The organism is Candidatus Pelagibacter sp. PS_44 (assembly GCF_059417735.1).
In genome coordinates, this window is sequence record NZ_CM182063.1 from 426,504 (window position 1) to 445,240 (window position 18,737).

Annotated in this window: 19 protein-coding genes and 5 tRNA genes; 20 read left to right on the forward strand and 4 right to left on the reverse strand. The window is 31.3% G+C overall.

Going from position 1 to position 18,737, the window contains the following annotated elements; all coding sequences use genetic code 11:
* The first annotated feature begins 3 nt into the window (after nt 1–3).
* From AC5SLO_RS02290 to AC5SLO_RS02300, 3 genes are all read left to right on the forward strand, one after another.
* Entirely contained in the window at nt 4–405 is a 402-nt protein-coding gene (locus tag AC5SLO_RS02290) for a gamma-glutamylcyclotransferase family protein (protein ID WP_494573583.1), read from the forward strand.
* A gap of 78 nt (nt 406–483) precedes the next feature.
* A tRNA-Leu gene (locus AC5SLO_RS02295) sits at nt 484–569 on the forward strand.
* A 5-nt stretch (nt 570–574) separates the two neighbouring features.
* The gene (locus tag AC5SLO_RS02300) at nt 575–1,345 is read left to right on the forward strand and encodes an NAD kinase (RefSeq protein WP_494573584.1); all 771 of its coding nucleotides are present in this window, start codon (nt 575–577) and stop codon (nt 1,343–1,345) included.
* 188 nt (nt 1,346–1,533) lie between these two features.
* On the opposite strand, the gene AC5SLO_RS02305 is transcribed toward AC5SLO_RS02300, so the two are convergent.
* Both AC5SLO_RS02305 and AC5SLO_RS02310 read right to left on the reverse strand, forming a co-directional pair.
* Nucleotides 1,534–2,478: a phytanoyl-CoA dioxygenase family protein gene (locus AC5SLO_RS02305; RefSeq protein WP_494573585.1), complete on the reverse strand. Its 945-nt coding sequence runs from the start codon at nt 2,476–2,478 to the stop codon at nt 1,534–1,536.
* A gap of 195 nt (nt 2,479–2,673) precedes the next feature.
* Nucleotides 2,674–2,832: a hypothetical protein gene (locus tag AC5SLO_RS02310; RefSeq protein WP_494573586.1), complete on the reverse strand. Its 159-nt coding sequence runs from the start codon at nt 2,830–2,832 to the stop codon at nt 2,674–2,676.
* Nucleotides 2,833–3,063: 231 nt separating this feature from the next.
* Here AC5SLO_RS02310 and AC5SLO_RS02315 point away from each other — a divergent pair, with 231 nt between their 5' ends.
* From AC5SLO_RS02315 to AC5SLO_RS02325, 3 genes are read left to right on the forward strand one after another with little or no spacing between them, the layout of a single operon-like run.
* Entirely contained in the window at nt 3,064–3,345 is a 282-nt protein-coding gene (locus AC5SLO_RS02315; protein WP_494573587.1) for a hypothetical protein, read from the forward strand.
* Nucleotides 3,345–3,620: a hypothetical protein gene (locus tag AC5SLO_RS02320; RefSeq protein WP_494573588.1), complete on the forward strand. Its 276-nt coding sequence runs from the start codon at nt 3,345–3,347 to the stop codon at nt 3,618–3,620. Before AC5SLO_RS02315 ends, AC5SLO_RS02320 begins: the two co-directional genes overlap by 1 nt.
* Nucleotides 3,621–3,663: 43 nt before the next feature.
* The gene (locus AC5SLO_RS02325) at nt 3,664–3,939 is read left to right on the forward strand and encodes a hypothetical protein (protein WP_494573589.1); all 276 of its coding nucleotides are present in this window, start codon (nt 3,664–3,666) and stop codon (nt 3,937–3,939) included.
* A 188-nt stretch (nt 3,940–4,127) separates the two neighbouring features.
* Here AC5SLO_RS02325 and AC5SLO_RS02330 read toward each other — a convergent pair.
* A tRNA-Thr gene (locus AC5SLO_RS02330) sits at nt 4,128–4,203 on the reverse strand.
* 33 nt (nt 4,204–4,236) lie between these two features.
* Entirely contained in the window at nt 4,237–4,980 is a 744-nt protein-coding gene (gene rlmB, locus AC5SLO_RS02335) for a 23S rRNA (guanosine(2251)-2'-O)-methyltransferase RlmB (RefSeq protein WP_494573590.1), read from the reverse strand.
* 130 nt (nt 4,981–5,110) lie between these two features.
* Here rlmB and AC5SLO_RS02340 point away from each other — a divergent pair.
* From AC5SLO_RS02340 to rpsG, 14 genes are all read left to right on the forward strand, one after another.
* A tRNA-Tyr gene (locus tag AC5SLO_RS02340) sits at nt 5,111–5,196 on the forward strand.
* 46 nt (nt 5,197–5,242) lie between these two features.
* Nucleotides 5,243–5,316: transfer RNA gene (locus AC5SLO_RS02345), tRNA-Gly, on the forward strand.
* Between the two features lie 46 nt (nt 5,317–5,362).
* Nucleotides 5,363–6,553, forward strand: coding sequence for an elongation factor Tu (gene tuf, locus AC5SLO_RS02350; protein WP_494573591.1), 1,191 nt, complete (start codon nt 5,363–5,365; stop codon nt 6,551–6,553).
* A 7-nt stretch (nt 6,554–6,560) separates the two neighbouring features.
* A tRNA-Trp gene (locus tag AC5SLO_RS02355) sits at nt 6,561–6,636 on the forward strand.
* A gap of 18 nt (nt 6,637–6,654) precedes the next feature.
* Nucleotides 6,655–6,846, forward strand: coding sequence for a preprotein translocase subunit SecE (gene secE / locus AC5SLO_RS02360; RefSeq protein ID WP_006996799.1), 192 nt, complete (start codon nt 6,655–6,657; stop codon nt 6,844–6,846).
* The gene (gene nusG / locus AC5SLO_RS02365; RefSeq protein ID WP_494573592.1) at nt 6,846–7,376 is read left to right on the forward strand and encodes a transcription termination/antitermination protein NusG; all 531 of its coding nucleotides are present in this window, start codon (nt 6,846–6,848) and stop codon (nt 7,374–7,376) included. The genes secE and nusG overlap by 1 nt, the downstream gene beginning before the upstream one ends.
* Complete coding sequence (gene rplK / locus AC5SLO_RS02370; RefSeq protein WP_494573593.1) at nt 7,376–7,801, forward strand: 50S ribosomal protein L11; 426 nt, start codon at nt 7,376–7,378, stop codon at nt 7,799–7,801. Before nusG ends, rplK begins: the two co-directional genes overlap by 1 nt.
* Complete coding sequence (gene rplA / locus AC5SLO_RS02375; protein ID WP_494573594.1) at nt 7,801–8,490, forward strand: 50S ribosomal protein L1; 690 nt, start codon at nt 7,801–7,803, stop codon at nt 8,488–8,490. Before rplK ends, rplA begins: the two co-directional genes overlap by 1 nt.
* A gap of 5 nt (nt 8,491–8,495) precedes the next feature.
* On the forward strand, nt 8,496–9,002 hold the full coding sequence (rplJ, locus tag AC5SLO_RS02380; RefSeq protein ID WP_494573776.1) for a 50S ribosomal protein L10: 507 nt from the start codon (nt 8,496–8,498) through the stop codon (nt 9,000–9,002).
* 20 nt (nt 9,003–9,022) lie between these two features.
* Nucleotides 9,023–9,391 (forward strand): 50S ribosomal protein L7/L12, encoded by a 369-nt coding sequence (gene rplL, locus AC5SLO_RS02385; RefSeq protein ID WP_494573595.1) that lies wholly within the window; start codon nt 9,023–9,025, stop codon nt 9,389–9,391.
* A 57-nt stretch (nt 9,392–9,448) separates the two neighbouring features.
* Nucleotides 9,449–13,540 carry a DNA-directed RNA polymerase subunit beta gene (gene rpoB / locus AC5SLO_RS02390; protein WP_494573596.1) on the forward strand — a complete coding sequence of 1,364 codons (4,092 nt, stop codon included), beginning with the start codon at nt 9,449–9,451 and terminating at the stop codon, nt 13,538–13,540.
* A gap of 2 nt (nt 13,541–13,542) precedes the next feature.
* Nucleotides 13,543–17,712: a DNA-directed RNA polymerase subunit beta' gene (rpoC, locus tag AC5SLO_RS02395; RefSeq protein WP_494573597.1), complete on the forward strand. Its 4,170-nt coding sequence runs from the start codon at nt 13,543–13,545 to the stop codon at nt 17,710–17,712.
* A gap of 172 nt (nt 17,713–17,884) precedes the next feature.
* The gene (gene rpsL, locus AC5SLO_RS02400) at nt 17,885–18,256 is read left to right on the forward strand and encodes a 30S ribosomal protein S12 (protein ID WP_006996807.1); all 372 of its coding nucleotides are present in this window, start codon (nt 17,885–17,887) and stop codon (nt 18,254–18,256) included.
* A 5-nt stretch (nt 18,257–18,261) separates the two neighbouring features.
* Nucleotides 18,262–18,732, forward strand: a complete 471-nt coding sequence (gene rpsG / locus AC5SLO_RS02405; RefSeq protein WP_494573598.1) for a 30S ribosomal protein S7 — start codon at nt 18,262–18,264, stop codon at nt 18,730–18,732.
* Nucleotides 18,733–18,737 lie beyond the last annotated feature (5 nt).

The following is an 18,737-nucleotide window of genomic DNA, read 5'->3' on the forward strand; positions in this document are numbered from 1 at the left end:
AGAATGCTGTATTTTGCCTACGGTAGTAATTTAAATCATTTTCAAATGAAAAGAAGATGCAAAGATAGTGTTTTTTTAAAAAAGATTAATCTTAAAGATTTTAAATTAACTTTTAGAAGCAAATACAGAGCGGCTGATATAGAGCCTAAAAAAAATTCATTAGTTCCAGGAGCATTATTTGAAATATCTAAAAGTGATGAAAAAAAATTAGATATTTATGAGGACTACCCAATTTTATATAAGAAATATTATTTTACTTATTATGGTAAGAAAGTAATGACCTATACAATGACAAAAAAAACTTTGTTTGCGTACCCAACAGAACGATATTTAAATACTGTAAAGAAAGGTTATAAAGATTGTAATTTAAATTACCAAATTCTTAAAAGAGCATTAAAAGCTTAATTGAGATATGGTTAAGATTGTTAACAAAAATAAGTTGAGTTATAAATAAAAACAGTTAAACAAATGAAAATAATACGTGCCCTCGTGGTGAAATTGGTAGACACAAAGGACTTAAAATCCTTGCCCTTTTGGGAGTGCCAGTTCGAGTCTGGCCGAGGGCACCACAAATATGATTAAACCAATAATTATTTCTGATTCAAATAAAAAATCATTAAAGATAAAATCTTTTCTAATAAAAAATTTTAAAAAAAAACCAATATTTAATTCAAATTTAGTAATCGTGATTGGTGGAGATGGTTTTATGCTTAAAACACTAAAGAAAAATAAAAATTCATCAAAATTTTTTTATGGAATAAATTCAGGAAATTATGGTTTTCTAATGAACAAATTTTCACCAAAACACACTATAAAAAATTTTTCAAAAGCTAAAATGATTACTATTTCTGCTTTAGAAATGATTGTAAAAAATAAACAAGGATTAATTAAAAAATCTATTGCAATTAATGAAGTTTCAATTTTAAGGCAAAGCAAGCAAGCTGCGTCTTTATCAATTCAAAATGGAGCAAAAATAATTATTAAAAAATTAATTTCAGATGGAGTTTTAGTATCAACACCAGCAGGTAGTACTGCCTACAATTTATCAGTTCATGGTCCTATTCTAAGTTTAAATTCCAAAAAACTTTCTATTTCACCAATAAGCCCTTTTAGACCAAGAAGATGGAAAGGTAAAATTATAAGTGACAAATCAATTATAAAAATAAAAAATTTAAATCCAAAAAAAAGACCAATCAGCGCTGTGGCAGACAATTTAGAATTTAGAAATGCAAAAGATATAATTATTAAAACAAATAAAAAAATAAAATTTAATTTACTTTATGATTCTAATAGAAGTCTCCAAAAGAAAATTAAAATAGAACAAATAAGAAAAGAAACTACTTAGTGGTTTTGCTTTTATTGGAGCTGGAATATATATTTGGTGGGATTTCATTACTTTATTTTTTTAAAATTTTTTTTTTATCATTTGCACATTCTAATTGTCTTACAAATAAATTTTAAATGTACTCCACAATCTTAATAATTTTTTATTAGAACACTTATAATTTTTTCTTAAAGAAAAACAAATCACTTTTATGCTTTATTTAAAAAAAAATTTTTTAAAAACTGTCTAATTCTTCTTGGAAACATCATATAGATTACTCTTGGAAGTTTGTATGGAATATATGGTAAAAGTATTTCTTTAAAAAATATTTTTATAGGCAGTCTTTTAATATTAGTGTTTGGACCAGTTTGAGACTCACATGGCAAACCAAAACCAAAATATTTTAAAGTTTTATTATCTAGTTTATCGAAATATGAAGGATTAAGTAATGATGGTACTGCCGAAGTTAAACTTTCATCAATTTGAATGAACAAACTTTTTCTTACAAAGTTTTTATAACTAATTACTGGTTTCGCTCTATGAATTCCATAAGTATCATAAATTATTAAATCCCCCTTGTACCCTTGAAAAGAAACAACATCGTTTTGAAATTTTTCAAGAATTTGTTTATTAGTGTAAACATTATAGTTATTAACATTTGATTGTTTGTGGGATTTTTTAACAAATTGAAATTCGCCATCTTTGACATCATCTAAATAAATAATAAGAATAATCCCTGGAATTTGTTTCAATATACTTCCAGGTTCATTTTTCTTTGATATTTTATTATCTGTATGCCAATCCATCTTATGTTTAGAATAAGTTTCGTAATACCTAAAAGCTTTTAAGCGATATTCACTTTTAAAAAATTCATCACACATATCAAAAATGCTCGAACTAGATATCAATGAGTAGAAAGATTTTGAACAACCAAGTAAATGATTAACATAATATTGGTGTTCAGTGTAAACACCTGATGCCCAATTTTTATTAACGGAAAATTTATTATTATCTATTTCAGTTAAAAGTGAATCTAAAAAATTAGTATTAACTGCATTCTTAATGTAAAAAACACCCTCATCTCTTAATGTTGAAAGCATTTCTCTATTATTAATATTAAGAAATTCATTATTAAAAATCTCACTATTTTTCATATTATTAAAAATATTATAAGTTTTTTGTATAGACTAATTTATCATAGCCAATATCTAAAATTATACAATCATAATTGTATGTAAACTCTGCAGTTGGTACTAAACTTCTATATCGTTCAATATAAATATAAGATGTATGTGTACCTGGATAAGATATTCCTTCTGCATTAATTGATGTTTGCCTATTATAAGTCCTTATTCAACTTTAATATCAAAATCTTGTTTTATCGTAAGATCATATTTATCTTTTGCTCTTCTTAAAGCTTCATCTCCCCAGCCTATTAGTTTTCCGTTCAATAAAACTAAAGGCGTATAATTTGCTTTTTGCAAAGTTTGAAAACTACAAATTATCATATTAGAGACGTCAGTTTGGGTAAAGTAATATATAATGGGATTAGAAAGTTATAACAAAAGTTTATAGTTTGCTGGTGTTTAACTTGGTGTGTGGTGCCCCCGCACGGAGTCGAACCGCGGACCTATTGATTACAAATCAATTGCTAAAGTTTAAATAAACATTTGTTAGCAACAATAATCATAAAATATTTTTAGTCTGGTCACACTCTGGGCACAGTGGTAGTATTTCTTATGAAAAAAATAATCTTGAGTATAGTTTTCTCATTGGTTTTAATTAATTCTGTATTTGCAGACGTGTATGTTAATCCATACTACAGAAGTGATGGAACTTATGTAGAGGGACACTATAGATCTTCACCGGACTCTTCAGTTTCAAATAATTGGAGTTATTCTGGTAACACTAATCCTTACACGGGAGAAGTTGGGTCTAATAGCTATAACAATGGATCTACTACATTTGGTACGTCAAACTCTCTTGGCGGCAACTGTCCTGCATTATCATTAAGTTGTTAATGAAAAAAATTTTAGGGATCGTGGTTCTGGGTTTATTGATGATGGGTAATGCTAACTCTCACTCCGGAATGACAAATGCTGGAGGTTGTCATATGAATTATACAACAGCACAATATCATTGTCATAAAACAAAACAGACAAACCCATATCAAACTTATTATTATATTAAACACCAAGGTAGATCTTATGGACCATATACAAGTTATAACTCGTGTATGGCAGCAATCAGAAACTCTGGTGTCATGGGTGCTTTTTGTAGTACCTCAAAATACTAAAAAATGTATTGAATTAAAGATTAGGAAAAAGTATTTTCAATCTATGAAATCATTTTATCTATTGTTTGCATTTATTCTTTTAGCAAGCTGTGCAACATCAAGTCAGGTTTACACACCATCAGGCGATAAAGCTTATAAAATAGATTGTTCAGGTTCAGCTTTATCAAAGTCTCTTTGTGAAAAAAAAGCTGGGAGTATTTGCAAAACACGTGGCTATAATGTTTTAGACTACAGAGAAGAGATATCACCTGGAATATCATATGGTGGGATTTCTGTTGGCGGTTTTGTTAGTCGAATAATGACAATTCAGTGTAAATAATAATATTAGAATGTCAGTACTTGAAGTAATTATCATAATCGAAGTAGTTTATTGGACCTACAAAATTTTAGTAGATTAATGACCACTTGATCTTGGCACAATCCTGGTCCAATCCTGGCACAATTAACTTTAAAAGTTGATTAAACTTTAACTTTGTAAAAATAATTATTGTTGATTTTATTGAGTGATGGTGCCCCCGCACGGAGTCGAACCGCGGACCTATTGATTACAAATCAATTGCTCTACCAGCTGAGCTACAAGGGCATAAGCGATTTCTATTAAGAAATCTTAGACTAATCAAGAATTTTTTTTTAAATAACTTAAATGATGAAACACAATTGCAGCACTATTTGAGATATTTAAGCTTTCTACATCCTTATTTATATCAATCTTAACAAAAAAATCTGTGTACTTTCCCGTGTGCTCTCTCATGCCAAATCCCTCAGAACCAAATAAAAGAACATTTTTTCCTTCCCATTTTATATCTGTGAAGTCTTTTTCTCCTCTTGCATCAAAACCATAAACCCAAAAATTTTTTTCCCTCAAGTTTTTTAGTGTGGAATTTATATTTGCCACTTCAAAAATATTGATATGTTCCATACAACCACTTGCAGCTTTATACATAAGCTTACTATCTGATGGAAATTGTCTTTCTTTAACAATTAATCCATCAATATTAAATGATGCTGCACTTCTAATTAATGAACCAATATTTCTTGGGTCTGTTACCTCATCAATACAAACAAATGTTAAGTTGTTTTTTCCTTTTATAAACTCTTTTAAGTCGGGTTGATCAATATGTTCCACTTCAGCAACGTATCCACCGTGCATAATTTGATCTTTAGAAGTATATTTATCTAGTTCTTTTTTTGATTTGAAATAAACTTTAACATCTTCAAGGACATTTTTTTTTGGATTTTTTCTGTGAATATTTTTTTTACTTTCTTCTGTTAAAAATACTTTTAAAACCTTCCTTTTAGGGTTTCTTAATGCTTCAATTACAGCATGTTGACCAACGATTAAAAAAGATGATTTATTCATAAAATTAGTTTGTTTTATACGTTTTTTCCTCCATTTTCACAGTAAATCTCGTGTTGCAATTGCATAATAAAAATATATAAAACGCCTGTTGTTTGAAGCTTTATTGAACAAGGGGACACTTCCCCAAAAAGGAGGGGTTCCAGAGCGGTCAAATGGGGCGGGCTGTAAACCCGTTGACTTCGGTCTTCGAAAGTTCGAATCTTTCCCCCTCCACCATTCAATAAAATTTTTTATAACAATGGAGTGTTATTCTTGATGTTGTGCGGGTGTAGTTCAATGGTAGAACGCTAGCCTTCCAAGCTGGATGTAAGAGTTCGATTCTCTTTACCCGCTCCAAGAAAAAAAGAAATTATTAATAAAACTAAACTGAGGTAAAAAAGTAATGTCAAAAGAAAAATTTGTAAGAAATAAACCACACTGTAACATTGGTACAATTGGTCATGTCGACCATGGTAAAACAACATTAACAGCTGCTATCACAATTACATTAGCAGCAACTGGTGGAGCAAAAGCGGTTGCTTACGATCAGATTGATAAAGCCCCTGAAGAAAAAGAAAGAGGAATTACAATCTCAACTGCTCACGTCGAATATGAGACTGAAAAAAGACATTACGCACACGTTGATTGTCCAGGTCACGCTGACTATGTAAAAAATATGATTACAGGTGCAGCCCAAATGGATGGAGCTATCTTAGTAGTTAATGCTGCTGATGGTCCCATGCCTCAAACAAGGGAGCATATTCTTTTAGGAAGACAAGTTGGTATTCCAGCTATTGTTGTTTACTTAAATAAAGTAGACCAAGTTGATGATAAAGATATGATTGAACTTGTTGAAGAAGAAATTAGAGAACTTCTAACTTCATACAAGTATCCTGGTGACAAGACTCCTATCGTTAAAGGTTCTGCATTAGCTGCTGTTGAAGGTAGAGATGAAGAAATTGGAAAAAATTCTATTTTAGAATTAATGAAAGCTGTTGATGATTTTATTCCACAGCCAGCAAGAGAAGTTGACAAACCTTTCTTGATGCCAGTTGAGGACGTATTCTCAATTTCTGGAAGAGGAACAGTTGTTACTGGAAGAGTAGAGACAGGTGTTGTAAAAACTGGTGAAGAAATTGAAATCGTTGGTATTAGAGACACCAAAAAATCAGTTTGTACTGGAGTTGAAATGTTTAGAAAACTTTTAGATTCAGGTGAAGCAGGTGATAACATCGGTGTGCTTTTAAGAGGTGTTGAAAGAACTGATGTTGAAAGAGGTCAAGTTCTTTGTAAACCTGGTTCAGTTACTCCTCACACTAAATTTGAGGCTCAGGCTTATGTACTTAAAAAAGATGAAGGTGGAAGACACACTCCATTCTTTACTAAATACAGACCTCAGTTTTACTTTAGAACAACAGATGTAACTGGAGAAGTTACATTACCAGCTGGAACTGAAATGGTTATGCCAGGTGATGATGCCAAGTTCACTGTTACATTAATTACTCCAATTGCGATGAGTGAAAAATTAAACTTCGCTATTCGTGAAGGTGGTAGAACAGTTGGAGCTGGAGTAGTAACTAAAATTATAGAGTAAACTCTATAGGAGTGTAGCTCAATTGGTAGAGCGCCGGTCTCCAAAACCGGAGGCTGAGGGTTCGAGTCCCTCCGCTCCTGCCAATAAGTGAACAGTATATTATGAAAAACCCGATAAAATTTATACAGGAAGTAAAGCAAGAAGCCTTTAAGGTTTCTTGGCCAACAGGAAAAGAGACTATGCAAGGTGCTTTAATGGTATTTGCAATGGCTGTTATTATGTCTTTGTTTTTTTTACTTCTTGACCAAGTTCTTAAATTTTTATTGGAAGCTTTACTAAAGGTAAGTATTTAATGAAAAATTGGTATATTGTTCAATCACACTCAAATTTTGAAAATAAGGTTGCCGGACTGATAAAAGAAGAGGCTGAAAAAGCTAAAATCTCAGATAAAATTGAGGAAATTGTTGTACCAACTCATGATGTAACAGAAGTTAAAAGAGGAAAGAGAATTCAAAGAAAAAAGAAATATTTTCCTGGTTACGTACTAATTAAAAGTGAGATGGACAATGATCTATATCATTTAATTAAAAATCTGAAGAGAGTAAGCGGATTTTTAGGTTCAAAAGGCATTCCAGTACCTGTTTCAGATAAAGAAATAGAAAAAATATTAGGACAAATAAAAGATGGTGTAGCACAGCCAAAATCTGGTATAGAGTATGCCATTGGTGAAAAAGTTCAGGTTGTTGACGGTCCTTTTGCATCATTCAGTGGCATGGTTGAAGACATCGATGAAGAAAAATCAAGACTTAAAGTTTCTGTGTCGATATTTGGAAGACCAACACCCGTTGATTTAGAATATAACCAAGTTGAGAAAGTAAGTTAATGGCTAAAGAGATAAGTGGATATATAAAATTGCAAATTATGGGTGGTCAAGCTAACCCAGCTCCACCAGTTGGTCCTGCATTAGGACAACGTGGCATTAACATAATGGAATTCTGTAAAGCATTTAATGATAAGACAAAGGCGTTTGCTGGAAAACCAATCCCAGTTGTCATTACTGTATATAAAGATAAAAAATTTGATTTTGAAATTAAATCACCACCAGCTTCACATTTTATAAAAGAAGCAGCTAAACTTAAAGGTGGATCTAAAGAACCAGGAAGAAGTATAGCTGGTTCAATTACAAAAAAACAAGCAGAAGAAATTGCAACACAAAAAATGAAAGATCTTAATGCGCACGACCTAGACCAAGCTGTAAAGATTATTGCTGGTTCTGCAAGATCTATGGGAATTGAGGTTAAAGACTAATGGCATCAAAAAGATTCAAACAATTACCAAAAGAAACTAAAAATTTGCCAGCTGATGCAATTGAAAGTTTATTATCTATTGTTAAAAAAAATTGTACCACTAAATTTGATGAGTCAATTGATTTAAGTTTTCAAGTTAATAATAAGCAAAAAAAAGGCGAGGTAAATATTAGAACTGTAGTAAATTTACCAGGGGGAACAGGAAAAAAAGTAAAAGTTGCTGTTGTCTGTGAAGATGCAAAAGCTAAAGAAGCTAAAGATGCGGGTGCCGACATAGTTGGTAGCGATGAATTTGTAGAAAAAATTAAATCAGGTGAATTAGATTTTGAAAAACTTATCTGTACGCCAGGGATGATGATTAAGCTCTCAAAGTTAGGTAAAGTTTTAGGACCTAAAGGTTTAATGCCTAATCCAAAATTAGGTTCAGTTTCAGACAACATTAAGCAAGCTGTAACTGATGCAAAATCAGGTCAAGCTGAAATTAGAAATGATAAAGATGGTAATATTGGTGTTAGCATTGGAAAAAAATCTTTTCACGATGATCAGTTATTGAAAAATTATCATGCAATTTTAGACACTTTAGAAAAAGAAAAAGGAAATCTTACTTTAAAAGGTGATTTAATTAAAAATACCTTTGTAACATCAAGTATGGGTGTGTCATACAAAGTCAAATTAGGAAAAGCTATATAGTTATGATGAACAAGGAACAAAAAAAGAATTATATAAGTGAAATGGAAACTCAGTTTCAAAATAATGAAGCGGTTATGGTTACTCATTATCAAGGTTTAACAATGTCTCAATTAGATGAGTTAAGAGCTCAAATGAGAGAACATGGAATAAAATTTAAAATTACTAAAAACAGAATTACTAAGTTGGCAATTGAAAAAACTAAATGTAAAGATCTTGCTAATTTATTTACAGGAGCTACTGCTGTAGCTTTTTCTAACGATGCTATTATCTCGGCTAGAATTTTATCCAAATTTGCGAAAACTAATGAAAATCTAAAACTTTTAGGTGGAATAATGGGCAATGATGTTTTGGACCAAGCTGGAGTTCAAAATGTAGCTAATTTACCAACATTAGATGAAGCTAGAGCAAATATAGTAGGTATTCTAGCAACACCAGCATCAAAATTTGTAAGTATTTTACTTGCACGTTCTGAAAAAATGAGTAGTTTGTCCCCAGAAAATTCTGAAAAATAACCTAAAGAAGTATAAAAATTATGCCTGATCTAAATAAAATTATAGAAGATTTATCAAGTTTAACTGTAGTTGAAGCAGCTGAACTTTCAAAACAACTTGAGGAAAAATGGGGTGTTACAGCTATGGCTGCAGCAGCACCAGCAGCAGCAGCAGCAGGTGGAGCAGCTGAAGAAGCAAAAGATGATTTTACAATTATGTTGGTTTCTGCAGGAGATAAAAAAATTAATGTTATTAAAGAAGTTAGAGCGGCAACATCTTTAGGTCTTAAAGAAGCAAAAGATCTAGTTGAAGGTGCACCGAAAGAAGTTAAATCGGGTGTAAACAAAAAAGATGCTGAAGAGATCAAAGCTAAGTTGGAAGCAGCTGGCGCAAAAGTAGAACTTAAATAATTTAATTAGAAAGAACTTAATTGCTAGTTAATTTAATTAACTAGTAACTGATTATAAATGCAATTATCTTTTACTGAAAAGAAAAATGTAAGAAAAAGCTTTGGTAAGTTAGCTGAGACTTTATCTATTCCAAACTTAATTGAAGTTCAAAAAAATTCATACAAACAATTAACTGACTTTGATTCAGATGCAGGAGATCTGACAAAAGGTTTTGATAGAGTTTTTAAAGGCATTTTTCCAATTGAAGACCTTAATGACAAAGCTACTTTAGAATATGTTTCTTATAGATTAGAAAAACCAAAATTTGATACCGAAGAATGTATACAAAGAGGTTTGTCTTTTAGCTCTGCACTTAAATGTACTTTAAGACTTGTTGTTTATGAAATAGATCAAGAAAATAATACTAAAGATATTTTATCTGCAAAAGAACAAGAAGTTTACATGGGAGAAGTTCCAATGATGACTGATAGTGGTACTTTTATTACTAACGGTGTTCAAAGAGTAGTTGTCAATCAAATGCATAGAAGTCCAGGTGTATTTTTTGATCATGATAAGGGAAAGTCTCATGCAAGTGGTAAACTTCTTTTTAATTGTAGAGTTATACCAAATAGAGGCTCATGGTTAGATCTTGAGTATGATGTAAAAGACTTTTTATATTTTAAAATTGATAGAAAGAAGAAAATTTTTGTATCAACTTTATTAATGGCCCTAGGTTTTACCAAAACTGAAATTGCTGATGAATTTTATGATAAAGAAACTTACACATTTGATCCTAAAACAAATAAATGGAAAACAAAATTTAATCCAGAAAACTATAAAGCTAAAAATTTTTCAGAAGAAGTTATAGATGCAAAAAATGGCAATGTTGTTATTAAACTAGGTGATAAAATTAATTTTTTAACTGCAAAAAAACTTGCTAACGATGGTTTAAAAGACATTTTAGTTTCACAAGAGTCACTTTATGGAAAATATCTTCATAAAGAAATTGTTGTTAGCGACAACGAGGAAGAAGGTACTTTTGGAATTGGAACTGAGCTAAATGATACAATCATTAAACAAATCTTAGAAGCGAACATCAATTCAATTGATATCTCTATAACTAATTCAATTAATAAAGGCCCTTACTTACTAACAACAATTTTAAATGATAAAAATAACAACAAAAATGATGCTATTACTGAAATTTATAAAGTTTTAAGACCAGGTGAACCACCGACAATTGAAATAGCTACTCAAATTTTTAATAACTTATTTTTCAGTTCAGATAGATACGATCTTTCTGATGTAGGCAGAGTAAAAATGAACTCTAGATTAAATTTAGAATGTTCTGACAAAATTACAATTTTAAGAAATGACGATATTATAGCTATAGTTCATAAAATGTTAGATCTTCGTGATGGTAAAGATGAAGTTGATGATATTGACCATCTTGGAAATAGAAGAGTTAGGTCTGTTGGAGAACTTGTAGAAAATCAAGCTCGTATTGGTGTTTACAGAATGGAAAGAGCTATCAAGGAAAAAATGACAACTCTTGATATTGAATCTGCAATGCCTCAAGATTTAATTAATGCTAAACCTCTAACAGTTTCTTTAAAAGATTTTTTTGTTAGTTCTCAACTTTCACAGTTTATGGATCAAACCAATCCTTTATCTGAAATTACTCATAAAAGAAGAGTATCAGCTTTAGGACCTGGTGGTTTAACTAGAGAAAGAGCTGGCTTTGAAGTACGTGACGTACACCCAACGCATTACGGAAGAATTTGCCCAATTGAAACGCCCGAAGGACCAAACATTGGGTTGATTAATAGTTTATCTACTTATGCAAAAATTAATAAATATGGTTTCATTGAAAGCCCGTACAAAAAAGTTAAAAACGGAGTTGTAGAAGATAAAGTGGAATATTTATCTGCAATGGAAGAAACTAAATATACTATTGCTCAAGCAAACACTAAATTAGATAAGAATGGAAAAATTATAGAAGATCTAGTTTCTTGTAGAGAAAACTTAAACTTTATTTTATCAAGACCTGAGAATATTGATTACATAGATGTATCTCCAAAACAACTAGTTTCAGTTGCAGCATCATTAATTCCTTTTTTAGAAAATGATGATGCAAACAGAGCTCTAATGGGATCTAACATGATGAGACAGGCTGTACCTTTATTAAAACCTGAATCACCATTAGTTGGAACCGGTATAGAAAGGGATGTTGCTCTAGACTCAGGAGTAACAATTGTTGCTAAACGAGATGGTACAGTTGATAAAATTGATGGTAAAAGAATTGTTATCAAAGCAACAGAAGAGACTGATTTTACTAAGTCTGGTGTAGATATTTATAATTTACAAAAATTTAAAAGATCAAATCAAAATACATGTATAAACCAAAAACCTTTAGTTAGAGTTGGTGATAAAGTTAAATCTGGCGATATAATTGCTGATGGACCATCTACAAAGCTTGGTGAATTAGCATTAGGTAAAAATGTTACCGTAGCATTTATGCCTTGGCAAGGTTACAATTTTGAAGACTCTATTTTAATTTCAGAAAGATGTGTAACAGACGATGTATTCACATCGGTACATATAGTTGAGTATGAAGTTATGGCTAGAGATACTAAATTAGGTGAAGAAGAAATTACTAGAGATATACCAAATGTGAATGAAGAAGCTTTAAAAAATCTTGATGAATCAGGGATCGTTTATATTGGTGCAGAAGTTAAAGCTGGAGACATTCTTGTTGGTAAAGTTACACCTAAAGGAGACTCAGCTTCAGGTCCAGAAGAGAAATTATTAAGATCAATTTTTGGTGAAAAAGCAATTGATGTTACAGATACCTCTTTAAGAATGTCTAGAGGAAGTAGTGGTACTATTGTTGATGTTAGAGTTTTCAACAGACATGGAATTGAAAAAGATGAAAGATCAATTACAATTGAGAGAGCTGAAATCGAAACTGTTCAACAAGATAAAATTGTCGAAGAAGAAATTCTAGAGAGAAGTATTAAGCAAAGAGCAAATCAAATCTTATCTGGTTCATCTTTAACAAAAAAAATTAAAGATTTAGAAGTTGGAACGAAATTAGATCTTGAGACAATCAACAAAATTAGCATAAATGATATTTTCAAAATAACAGTAGGAAATGTCAATGATGAAGCAAGTCTTGCTCAATTAAAAGATCAATACAATAAAGCAAAACAATCAATTTTAGAAAGATTTGAAGATAAAGTTTTAAAAATTAGAAGTGGTGATGATTTACTACCAAGTGTAATGAAAATGGTAAAAGTTTTTGTTGCTATTAAAAGAAGACTAAGACCTGGAGATAAAATGTCGGGTAGACACGGAAACAAAGGTGTTGTTAGTAAAATTGTTCCAGTTGAAGATATGCCATACAGAGAAGATGGTAGACCAGTTGATATTGTTTTAAATCCATTAGGTGTTCCAAGTCGTATGAATGTTGGTCAAATTTTAGAAACTCACCTAGGTTGGGCATGTAAAGAGTTTGGTGAAGAAGTTAAAAGATTAGTTAATGAAAATAATAAAAAATTTGAAAAAACAGAGAAGATTTCTTCATTTTTAAAGTCTGTTTATGGAAATGATGTTTTTGACGGTGCCATAGACAAATTAAATAAAACGGAATTTAGTGATTTATGTGAAAATCTTCAAAATGGTATAGCTATCTCAACACCGGTTTTTGATGGTGCTAAAGAAAAGGATGTTTCTGAGATGCTTAATTTAGCAAAACTACCAACATCTGGACAAACTAATTTATGGGATGGAAGAACAGGAGAAATGTTTGATAGACCAGTGACTGTTGGAATAATTTATATGTTAAAACTTCATCACTTAGTTGAAGACAAAATACATGCTAGATCTACTGGACCTTACAGTCTTGTTACACAGCAACCTTTAGGTGGTAAAGCACAACTTGGTGGTCAAAGATTTGGTGAGATGGAAGTATGGGCTCTTGAAGCTTATGGAGCATCTTATACTTTACAAGAAATTTTAACTGTTAAGTCAGACGATGTGGCTGGTAGAGTTAAAGTTTACGAAACAATAGTTAAAGGTGAAGAAAATTTTGAATCTGGAATACCAGAGTCATTCAACGTATTAGTAAAAGAAATAAAATCATTAGCACTAAACATTGAGTTAAATTAAGTATGAAAAAAGAATTAACAGATTTATTTAAAAATAGTGAAGTTTCTGAAGCTCAAAATTTTAATAGTATTAAAATTACTTTAGCAAGTCCTGAAAAGATAAAATCATGGACTTACGGTGAAATTAAAAAACCTGAAACAATAAATTATAGAACTTTTAGACCTGAAAAAGATGGTCTTTTTTGTGCTAGAATTTTTGGTCCAATTAAAGATTATGAATGTTTGTGCGGCAAGTACAAAAGAATGAAATTCAGAGGAATAATATGTGAAAAATGTGGTGTTGAAGTAACAAAATCTAATGTTCGTAGAGAGCGAATGGGTCATATCAATTTAGCAACACCTGTTGCACATATATGGTTCTTAAAATCATTACCAAGCAGAATATCACTCGCAGTTGATATGAAGTTAAAAGAAGTTGAGAGAGTTTTGTACTTTGAAAACTTTATTGTAATTGAACCTGGTTTAACTGGTTTACAAAAAAATCAATTGTTAAACGAAGAAGAATTAGCTAAATATCAAGATGAATTTGGTGAAGAGTCATTTGAAGCTGGAATTGGAGCAGAAGCAATTTTAACAATTCTTAAAGCAATGGATTTAGAACTTGAAAGAACTAAATTAATTAACTCAATTAAAGAAACAAAATCTAAAGTTAATGAAGAAAGATCAATTAAAAGACTAAAATTAATTGAGTCATTTATTGAAACTGGTCAAAAACCAGAATGGATGATTTTAACTGTAATTCCAGTTATCCCGCCTGAATTAAGACCTCTAGTACCTTTGGATGGAGGTAGATTTGCTACTTCAGATTTAAATGATCTTTATAGAAGAGTAATCAATAGAAATAATCGTCTAAAGAGATTAATGGATCTTAAGGCTCCAGACATTATTGTTAGAAATGAAAAAAGAATGCTTCAGGAGTCAGTGGATGCACTTTTCGACAATGGAAGAAGAGGTAGAGTAATTACTGGAACAGGCAAAAGGCCTCTTAAATCATTAGCTGAAATGCTTAAAGGTAAGCAGGGTAGGTTTAGACAAAACTTATTAGGTAAAAGAGTAGATTATTCAGGAAGATCTGTAATCGTTGTAGGACCAGACCTTAAACTTCATGAATGTGGTTTACCAAAAAAAATGGCTCTTGAACTATTCAAACCATTTTTATATGCAAGATTAAATAAATTAGGATTAGCATCAACAATCAAACAAGCTAAAAAGTTAGTTGAAAAAGAAACTAATGCAGTTTGGGATGCATTGGAACTTATTGTAAGAGAACACCCAGTTTTATTAAACCGAGCTCCAACTCTTCATAGATTAGGTGTGCAAGCATTTGAACCTAAGTTAATTGAAGGTGATGCCATTGAGTTACACCCGTTATGTTGTGCAGCTTTTAATGCTGACTTTGATGGAGATCAGATGGCAGTTCACGTTCCATTAAGTTTGGAAGCACAGCTAGAAGCAAGAATTTTGATGCTTTCTACTAATAATATTTTAAGTCCATCAAATGGAAAACCTATTATTGTACCGAGTCAGGATATGATTTTAGGTTTATATTATTTGTCTCAAGCTCCTTTTCAAACAGAAAAACCAGATGGCTATTTTATAAATAATGATGAAATTGAACATGCTTTGTCTACAGGTCAAATAAAAGTTCATTCTACTATTGTTTCAAGATTTGAAACTCTTGATGAAAATGGAAATAAGAAAGTTGAAAAACACACTACAACTGCTGGAAGATTTTTATTAGCAAACTTACTACCTAAACATAAAGATATTACATTTTCAATGATTGATAGATTACTACCTAAGAAAACGGTATCTGAAATTATTGATAGCGTATTTAGATTTTGTGGTCAGAAAACTACCGTTATATTCTGTGACCACTTAAAAGATTTAGGTTTCAAACATGCATTTAAAGCAGGTATTTCTTTTGGTAAAGATGACTTAGTTATTCCAGAAAACAAAGGTCAATTAATTGAAGATACCAAAAAACTAATTGCTGATTATGAAAATCAATATTCTGAAGGTTTGATTACTCGAGGTGAAAAATATAACAAAGTAGTTGATGCCTGGTCTAAGTGTACAGATAAAGTTGCTGGTGAAATGATGAGAGGTATCTCTGCTACTGAAAGTACTGCTGATGGAATGAAAATTAATTCTGTATTTATGATGGCAGATAGTGGTGCAAGAGGATCTGCAGCCCAAATGAAACAGTTAGCTGGGATGAGAGGATTAATTGCTAAGCCATCTGGTGAAATTATTGAGACACCTATTATATCAAACTTTAAAGAAGGTCTAACAGCCTTAGAATACTTTAACTCTACCCATGGAGCTAGAAAAGGTCTGGCAGATACTGCATTAAAAACAGCAAGTTCTGGATATCTAACAAGAAGATTATGTGATGTTGCTCAAGATTTAACAATTTCAAAAATTAAATGTGATAATCCAGGTTTTATTGAATTAGCAGAAATTCTTGAAGGTGGAAATGTTGTTGTCAGTTTATCTGAAAGAGCTCTTGGAAGGGTAACAGCATTTGATGTTAAAAATCCTATTACTGGTGAAGTTGTAATTAAAAAAGAAACAATGATCGATGAAGCTGGTTGCGATAAAATTGATGCAGCAGGGGTTAAATTTATTAAAGCATACTCTGTTATGACTTGTAGCTCTAAAAAAGGAGTTTGTGCAACTTGTTATGGACGTGATTTATCTAGAGGAAAAATGGTACATGTGGGTGAAGCAATTGGTATGATCTCAGCTCAATCTATTGGTGAACCAGGCACGCAATTAACAATGAGAACTTTCCACGTTGGTGGAACAGCTTCTGTTAAACAAGAATCGCAAATCATCACTAAATCAGCTGGTACTTTAAAAATAATTAATTCTAACTTATTAGAAGACTCTAAAAAGAATTTGATAGTAATGGGAAGAAATACTCAGCTATCAATTGAAGATGATAATGGTGTTCAAGTTGCTGTTTATAAAGTCGCCTATGGTTCAAAATTATTTTTCCAGAATGGAGATAAAGTTAAAGCAAATGAAAAAATTTGTGAATGGGATCCCTATACAACACCAGTTATTGCTGAAAAAAGTGGTATAGCAGGTTATGTTGATTTAATTGACGGTGTTTCAATTCAAGAAACTACTGATGATGCAACAGGAATTTCATCTAAATCAGTTATTGATTGGAGAGCTCAATCTAAAAATACTGATTTAAAACCAAGAATTACTCTAAGAGATGACAAAGGTAATGTTATTAAAAAAGCTGATGACAATGAAGCCAGATATTATTTAGTTCCAGACTCAATTCTTTCAGTGAAAGATGGTCAAAAAATATTTGCTGGTGACATAATAGCTAGACTTCCAAAAGAAACTACTAAAACAAAAGATATTACAGGAGGTCTACCTCGTGTTGCTGAATTATTTGAAGCTAGAAAAGCAAAAGATAGTGCAATAATTGCAGAGAATGATGGTCAAGTTTTATTTGGTAAAGAAGTAAGAGGAAAACAAAGAATTTCTATTCAACCTGAAAATGGAGAACCTTCAAACTATCTAATTCCAAAAGGCAAACATATTAATTTCAACCAAGGTGAAAAAATTAAAAAAGGTGAGTATCTTTTAGACGGACAGCCATTACCACATGATATTTTAAGAATACTTGGTATAAAAGATTTAACAGAATACTTTGTTAACCAAGTACAAGAAGTTTATAGGTTACAAGGTGTAATTATAAACGACAAACATATTGAAACGATTCTAAGACAAATGCTTAAAAAAGTAGAAGTTAAAGAGTCTGGTGACTCGAGTTATTTACCAGGTGAGATGATAGATAGAATTAAATTTGATAATACAAATGAAAAGCTTGTTGCTGAAGGAAAAAATCCAGCAACTGGAGAAAGAGTTTTAATGGGTATTACTAAAGCATCTTTACAAACAGAGTCTTTTATATCAGCAGCTTCATTCCAAGAAACTACAAGAGTTCTTACAGATGCGGCTATTAAAGGTAAAGTTGACCCGCTTAATGGCTTAAAAGAGAACGTCATTGTTGGTAGATTAGTTCCAGCTGGAACAGGTCACATTAAGAACAAATGGAACAAGAATGCTTTAGAAGCAGATAATAAGTTCTTGGCCGATCAAGATAAAATTGAACCAGCAGAACCCACTGAAACTCAAGCAAACTAAACAAAATAACACTCTTCAAAAGTAGTTTTTAGTTTGACAAACTAGAATTAAATAGTAGTTTGGCGATGTTTTTGGTTGGAATGTAGTACCTACTTTATGGAACTAAACGCTGCCACAAAATAACCTGTCAGTTATTTTCATTCAAAAATATATTAATTAATTATAAAAATTTATGCCAACTATTAACCAGTTGTTAAGAAAAAAAAGAATTAAACCTGTGGCTAGGAACAAAGTTCCAGCTTTGCAGAAGCAGCCTTTAAAAAGAGGTGTCTGTGTAAAAGTTTATACAACAACTCCAAAAAAACCTAACTCAGCATTAAGGAAAGTTGCAAGAGTTAGATTATCAAATGGTTTCGAAGTTACTGCTTACATTGGTGGCGAGGGTCACAATCTACAAGAACACTCTGTTGTATTGATCAGAGGTGGTCGTGTAAAAGATTTACCAGGTGTACGTTATCATATTCTAAGAGGAAATTTAGATACTCAAGGTGTTGCAAATAGAAAGAAGCGTAGATCTTTGTATGGAACTAAAAAAGGTAAATAATAAAAATGTCTAGAAAAAAAACACAACCCAAAAAAGTTGTTACTCCAGACCCGATATTTAACTCTACAATTATTCCAAAACTGATAAACTCGATTATGTATGATGGAAAAAAAGTTGTAGCTGAAAAAATAGTTTATGAAGCAATAGAAAAAATTAAATCAAAAACAAAAGAAGAGCCAATTAATGTTTTTAATGAAGCAATTAATAACATCAAACCAACTGTAGAAGTTAGATCTAGAAGAGTTGGTGGCGCAACATATCAAGTGCCAGTTGAAGTAAAATCAAAAAGAGCACAAGCTCTGGCAATTAGATGGTTAGTTGATGCATCTAGAAAAAGAAAAGATAAACAAATGTCTGATAAAATTTTTAACGAACTGTATGATGCTTATGAAAAAAAAGGTTCTGCAGTTAAAAAAAGAGAAGATGTTCACAAAATGGCTGAGTCAAATAAAGCATTTGCTCATTTCAGGTGGTAAAAAAT

What these genes read in the sequence shown, in the direction of transcription:
- AC5SLO_RS02290 (WP_494573583.1), top strand. Translation starts at nt 4, where the DNA reads ATGCTGTATTTTGCCTACGGTAGTAATTTAAATCATTTTCAAATGAAA.
- AC5SLO_RS02325 (WP_494573589.1), top strand. Translation starts at nt 3,664, where the DNA reads ATGAAATCATTTTATCTATTGTTTGCATTTATTCTTTTAGCAAGCTGT.
- rpoC (WP_494573597.1), top strand. Translation starts at nt 13,543, where the DNA reads ATGAAAAAAGAATTAACAGATTTATTTAAAAATAGTGAAGTTTCTGAA.
- AC5SLO_RS02320 (WP_494573588.1), top strand. Translation starts at nt 3,345, where the DNA reads ATGAAAAAAATTTTAGGGATCGTGGTTCTGGGTTTATTGATGATGGGT.
- secE (WP_006996799.1), top strand. Translation starts at nt 6,655, where the DNA reads ATGAAAAACCCGATAAAATTTATACAGGAAGTAAAGCAAGAAGCCTTT.
- rplJ (WP_494573776.1), top strand. Translation starts at nt 8,496, where the DNA reads ATGAACAAGGAACAAAAAAAGAATTATATAAGTGAAATGGAAACTCAG.
- AC5SLO_RS02310 (WP_494573586.1), bottom strand. Translation starts at nt 2,832, where the DNA reads ATGATAATTTGTAGTTTTCAAACTTTGCAAAAAGCAAATTATACGCCT.
- rplL (WP_494573595.1), top strand. Translation starts at nt 9,023, where the DNA reads ATGCCTGATCTAAATAAAATTATAGAAGATTTATCAAGTTTAACTGTA.
- tuf (WP_494573591.1), top strand. Translation starts at nt 5,363, where the DNA reads ATGTCAAAAGAAAAATTTGTAAGAAATAAACCACACTGTAACATTGGT.
- AC5SLO_RS02305 (WP_494573585.1), bottom strand. Translation starts at nt 2,478, where the DNA reads ATGAAAAATAGTGAGATTTTTAATAATGAATTTCTTAATATTAATAAT.
- rplK (WP_494573593.1), top strand. Translation starts at nt 7,376, where the DNA reads ATGGCTAAAGAGATAAGTGGATATATAAAATTGCAAATTATGGGTGGT.
- rlmB (WP_494573590.1), bottom strand. Translation starts at nt 4,980, where the DNA reads ATGAATAAATCATCTTTTTTAATCGTTGGTCAACATGCTGTAATTGAA.
- AC5SLO_RS02315 (WP_494573587.1), top strand. Translation starts at nt 3,064, where the DNA reads ATGAAAAAAATAATCTTGAGTATAGTTTTCTCATTGGTTTTAATTAAT.
- nusG (WP_494573592.1), top strand. Translation starts at nt 6,846, where the DNA reads ATGAAAAATTGGTATATTGTTCAATCACACTCAAATTTTGAAAATAAG.
- rplA (WP_494573594.1), top strand. Translation starts at nt 7,801, where the DNA reads ATGGCATCAAAAAGATTCAAACAATTACCAAAAGAAACTAAAAATTTG.
- rpsL (WP_006996807.1), top strand. Translation starts at nt 17,885, where the DNA reads ATGCCAACTATTAACCAGTTGTTAAGAAAAAAAAGAATTAAACCTGTG.
- AC5SLO_RS02300 (WP_494573584.1), top strand. Translation starts at nt 575, where the DNA reads ATGATTAAACCAATAATTATTTCTGATTCAAATAAAAAATCATTAAAG.
- rpoB (WP_494573596.1), top strand. Translation starts at nt 9,449, where the DNA reads ATGCAATTATCTTTTACTGAAAAGAAAAATGTAAGAAAAAGCTTTGGT.
- rpsG (WP_494573598.1), top strand. Translation starts at nt 18,262, where the DNA reads ATGTCTAGAAAAAAAACACAACCCAAAAAAGTTGTTACTCCAGACCCG.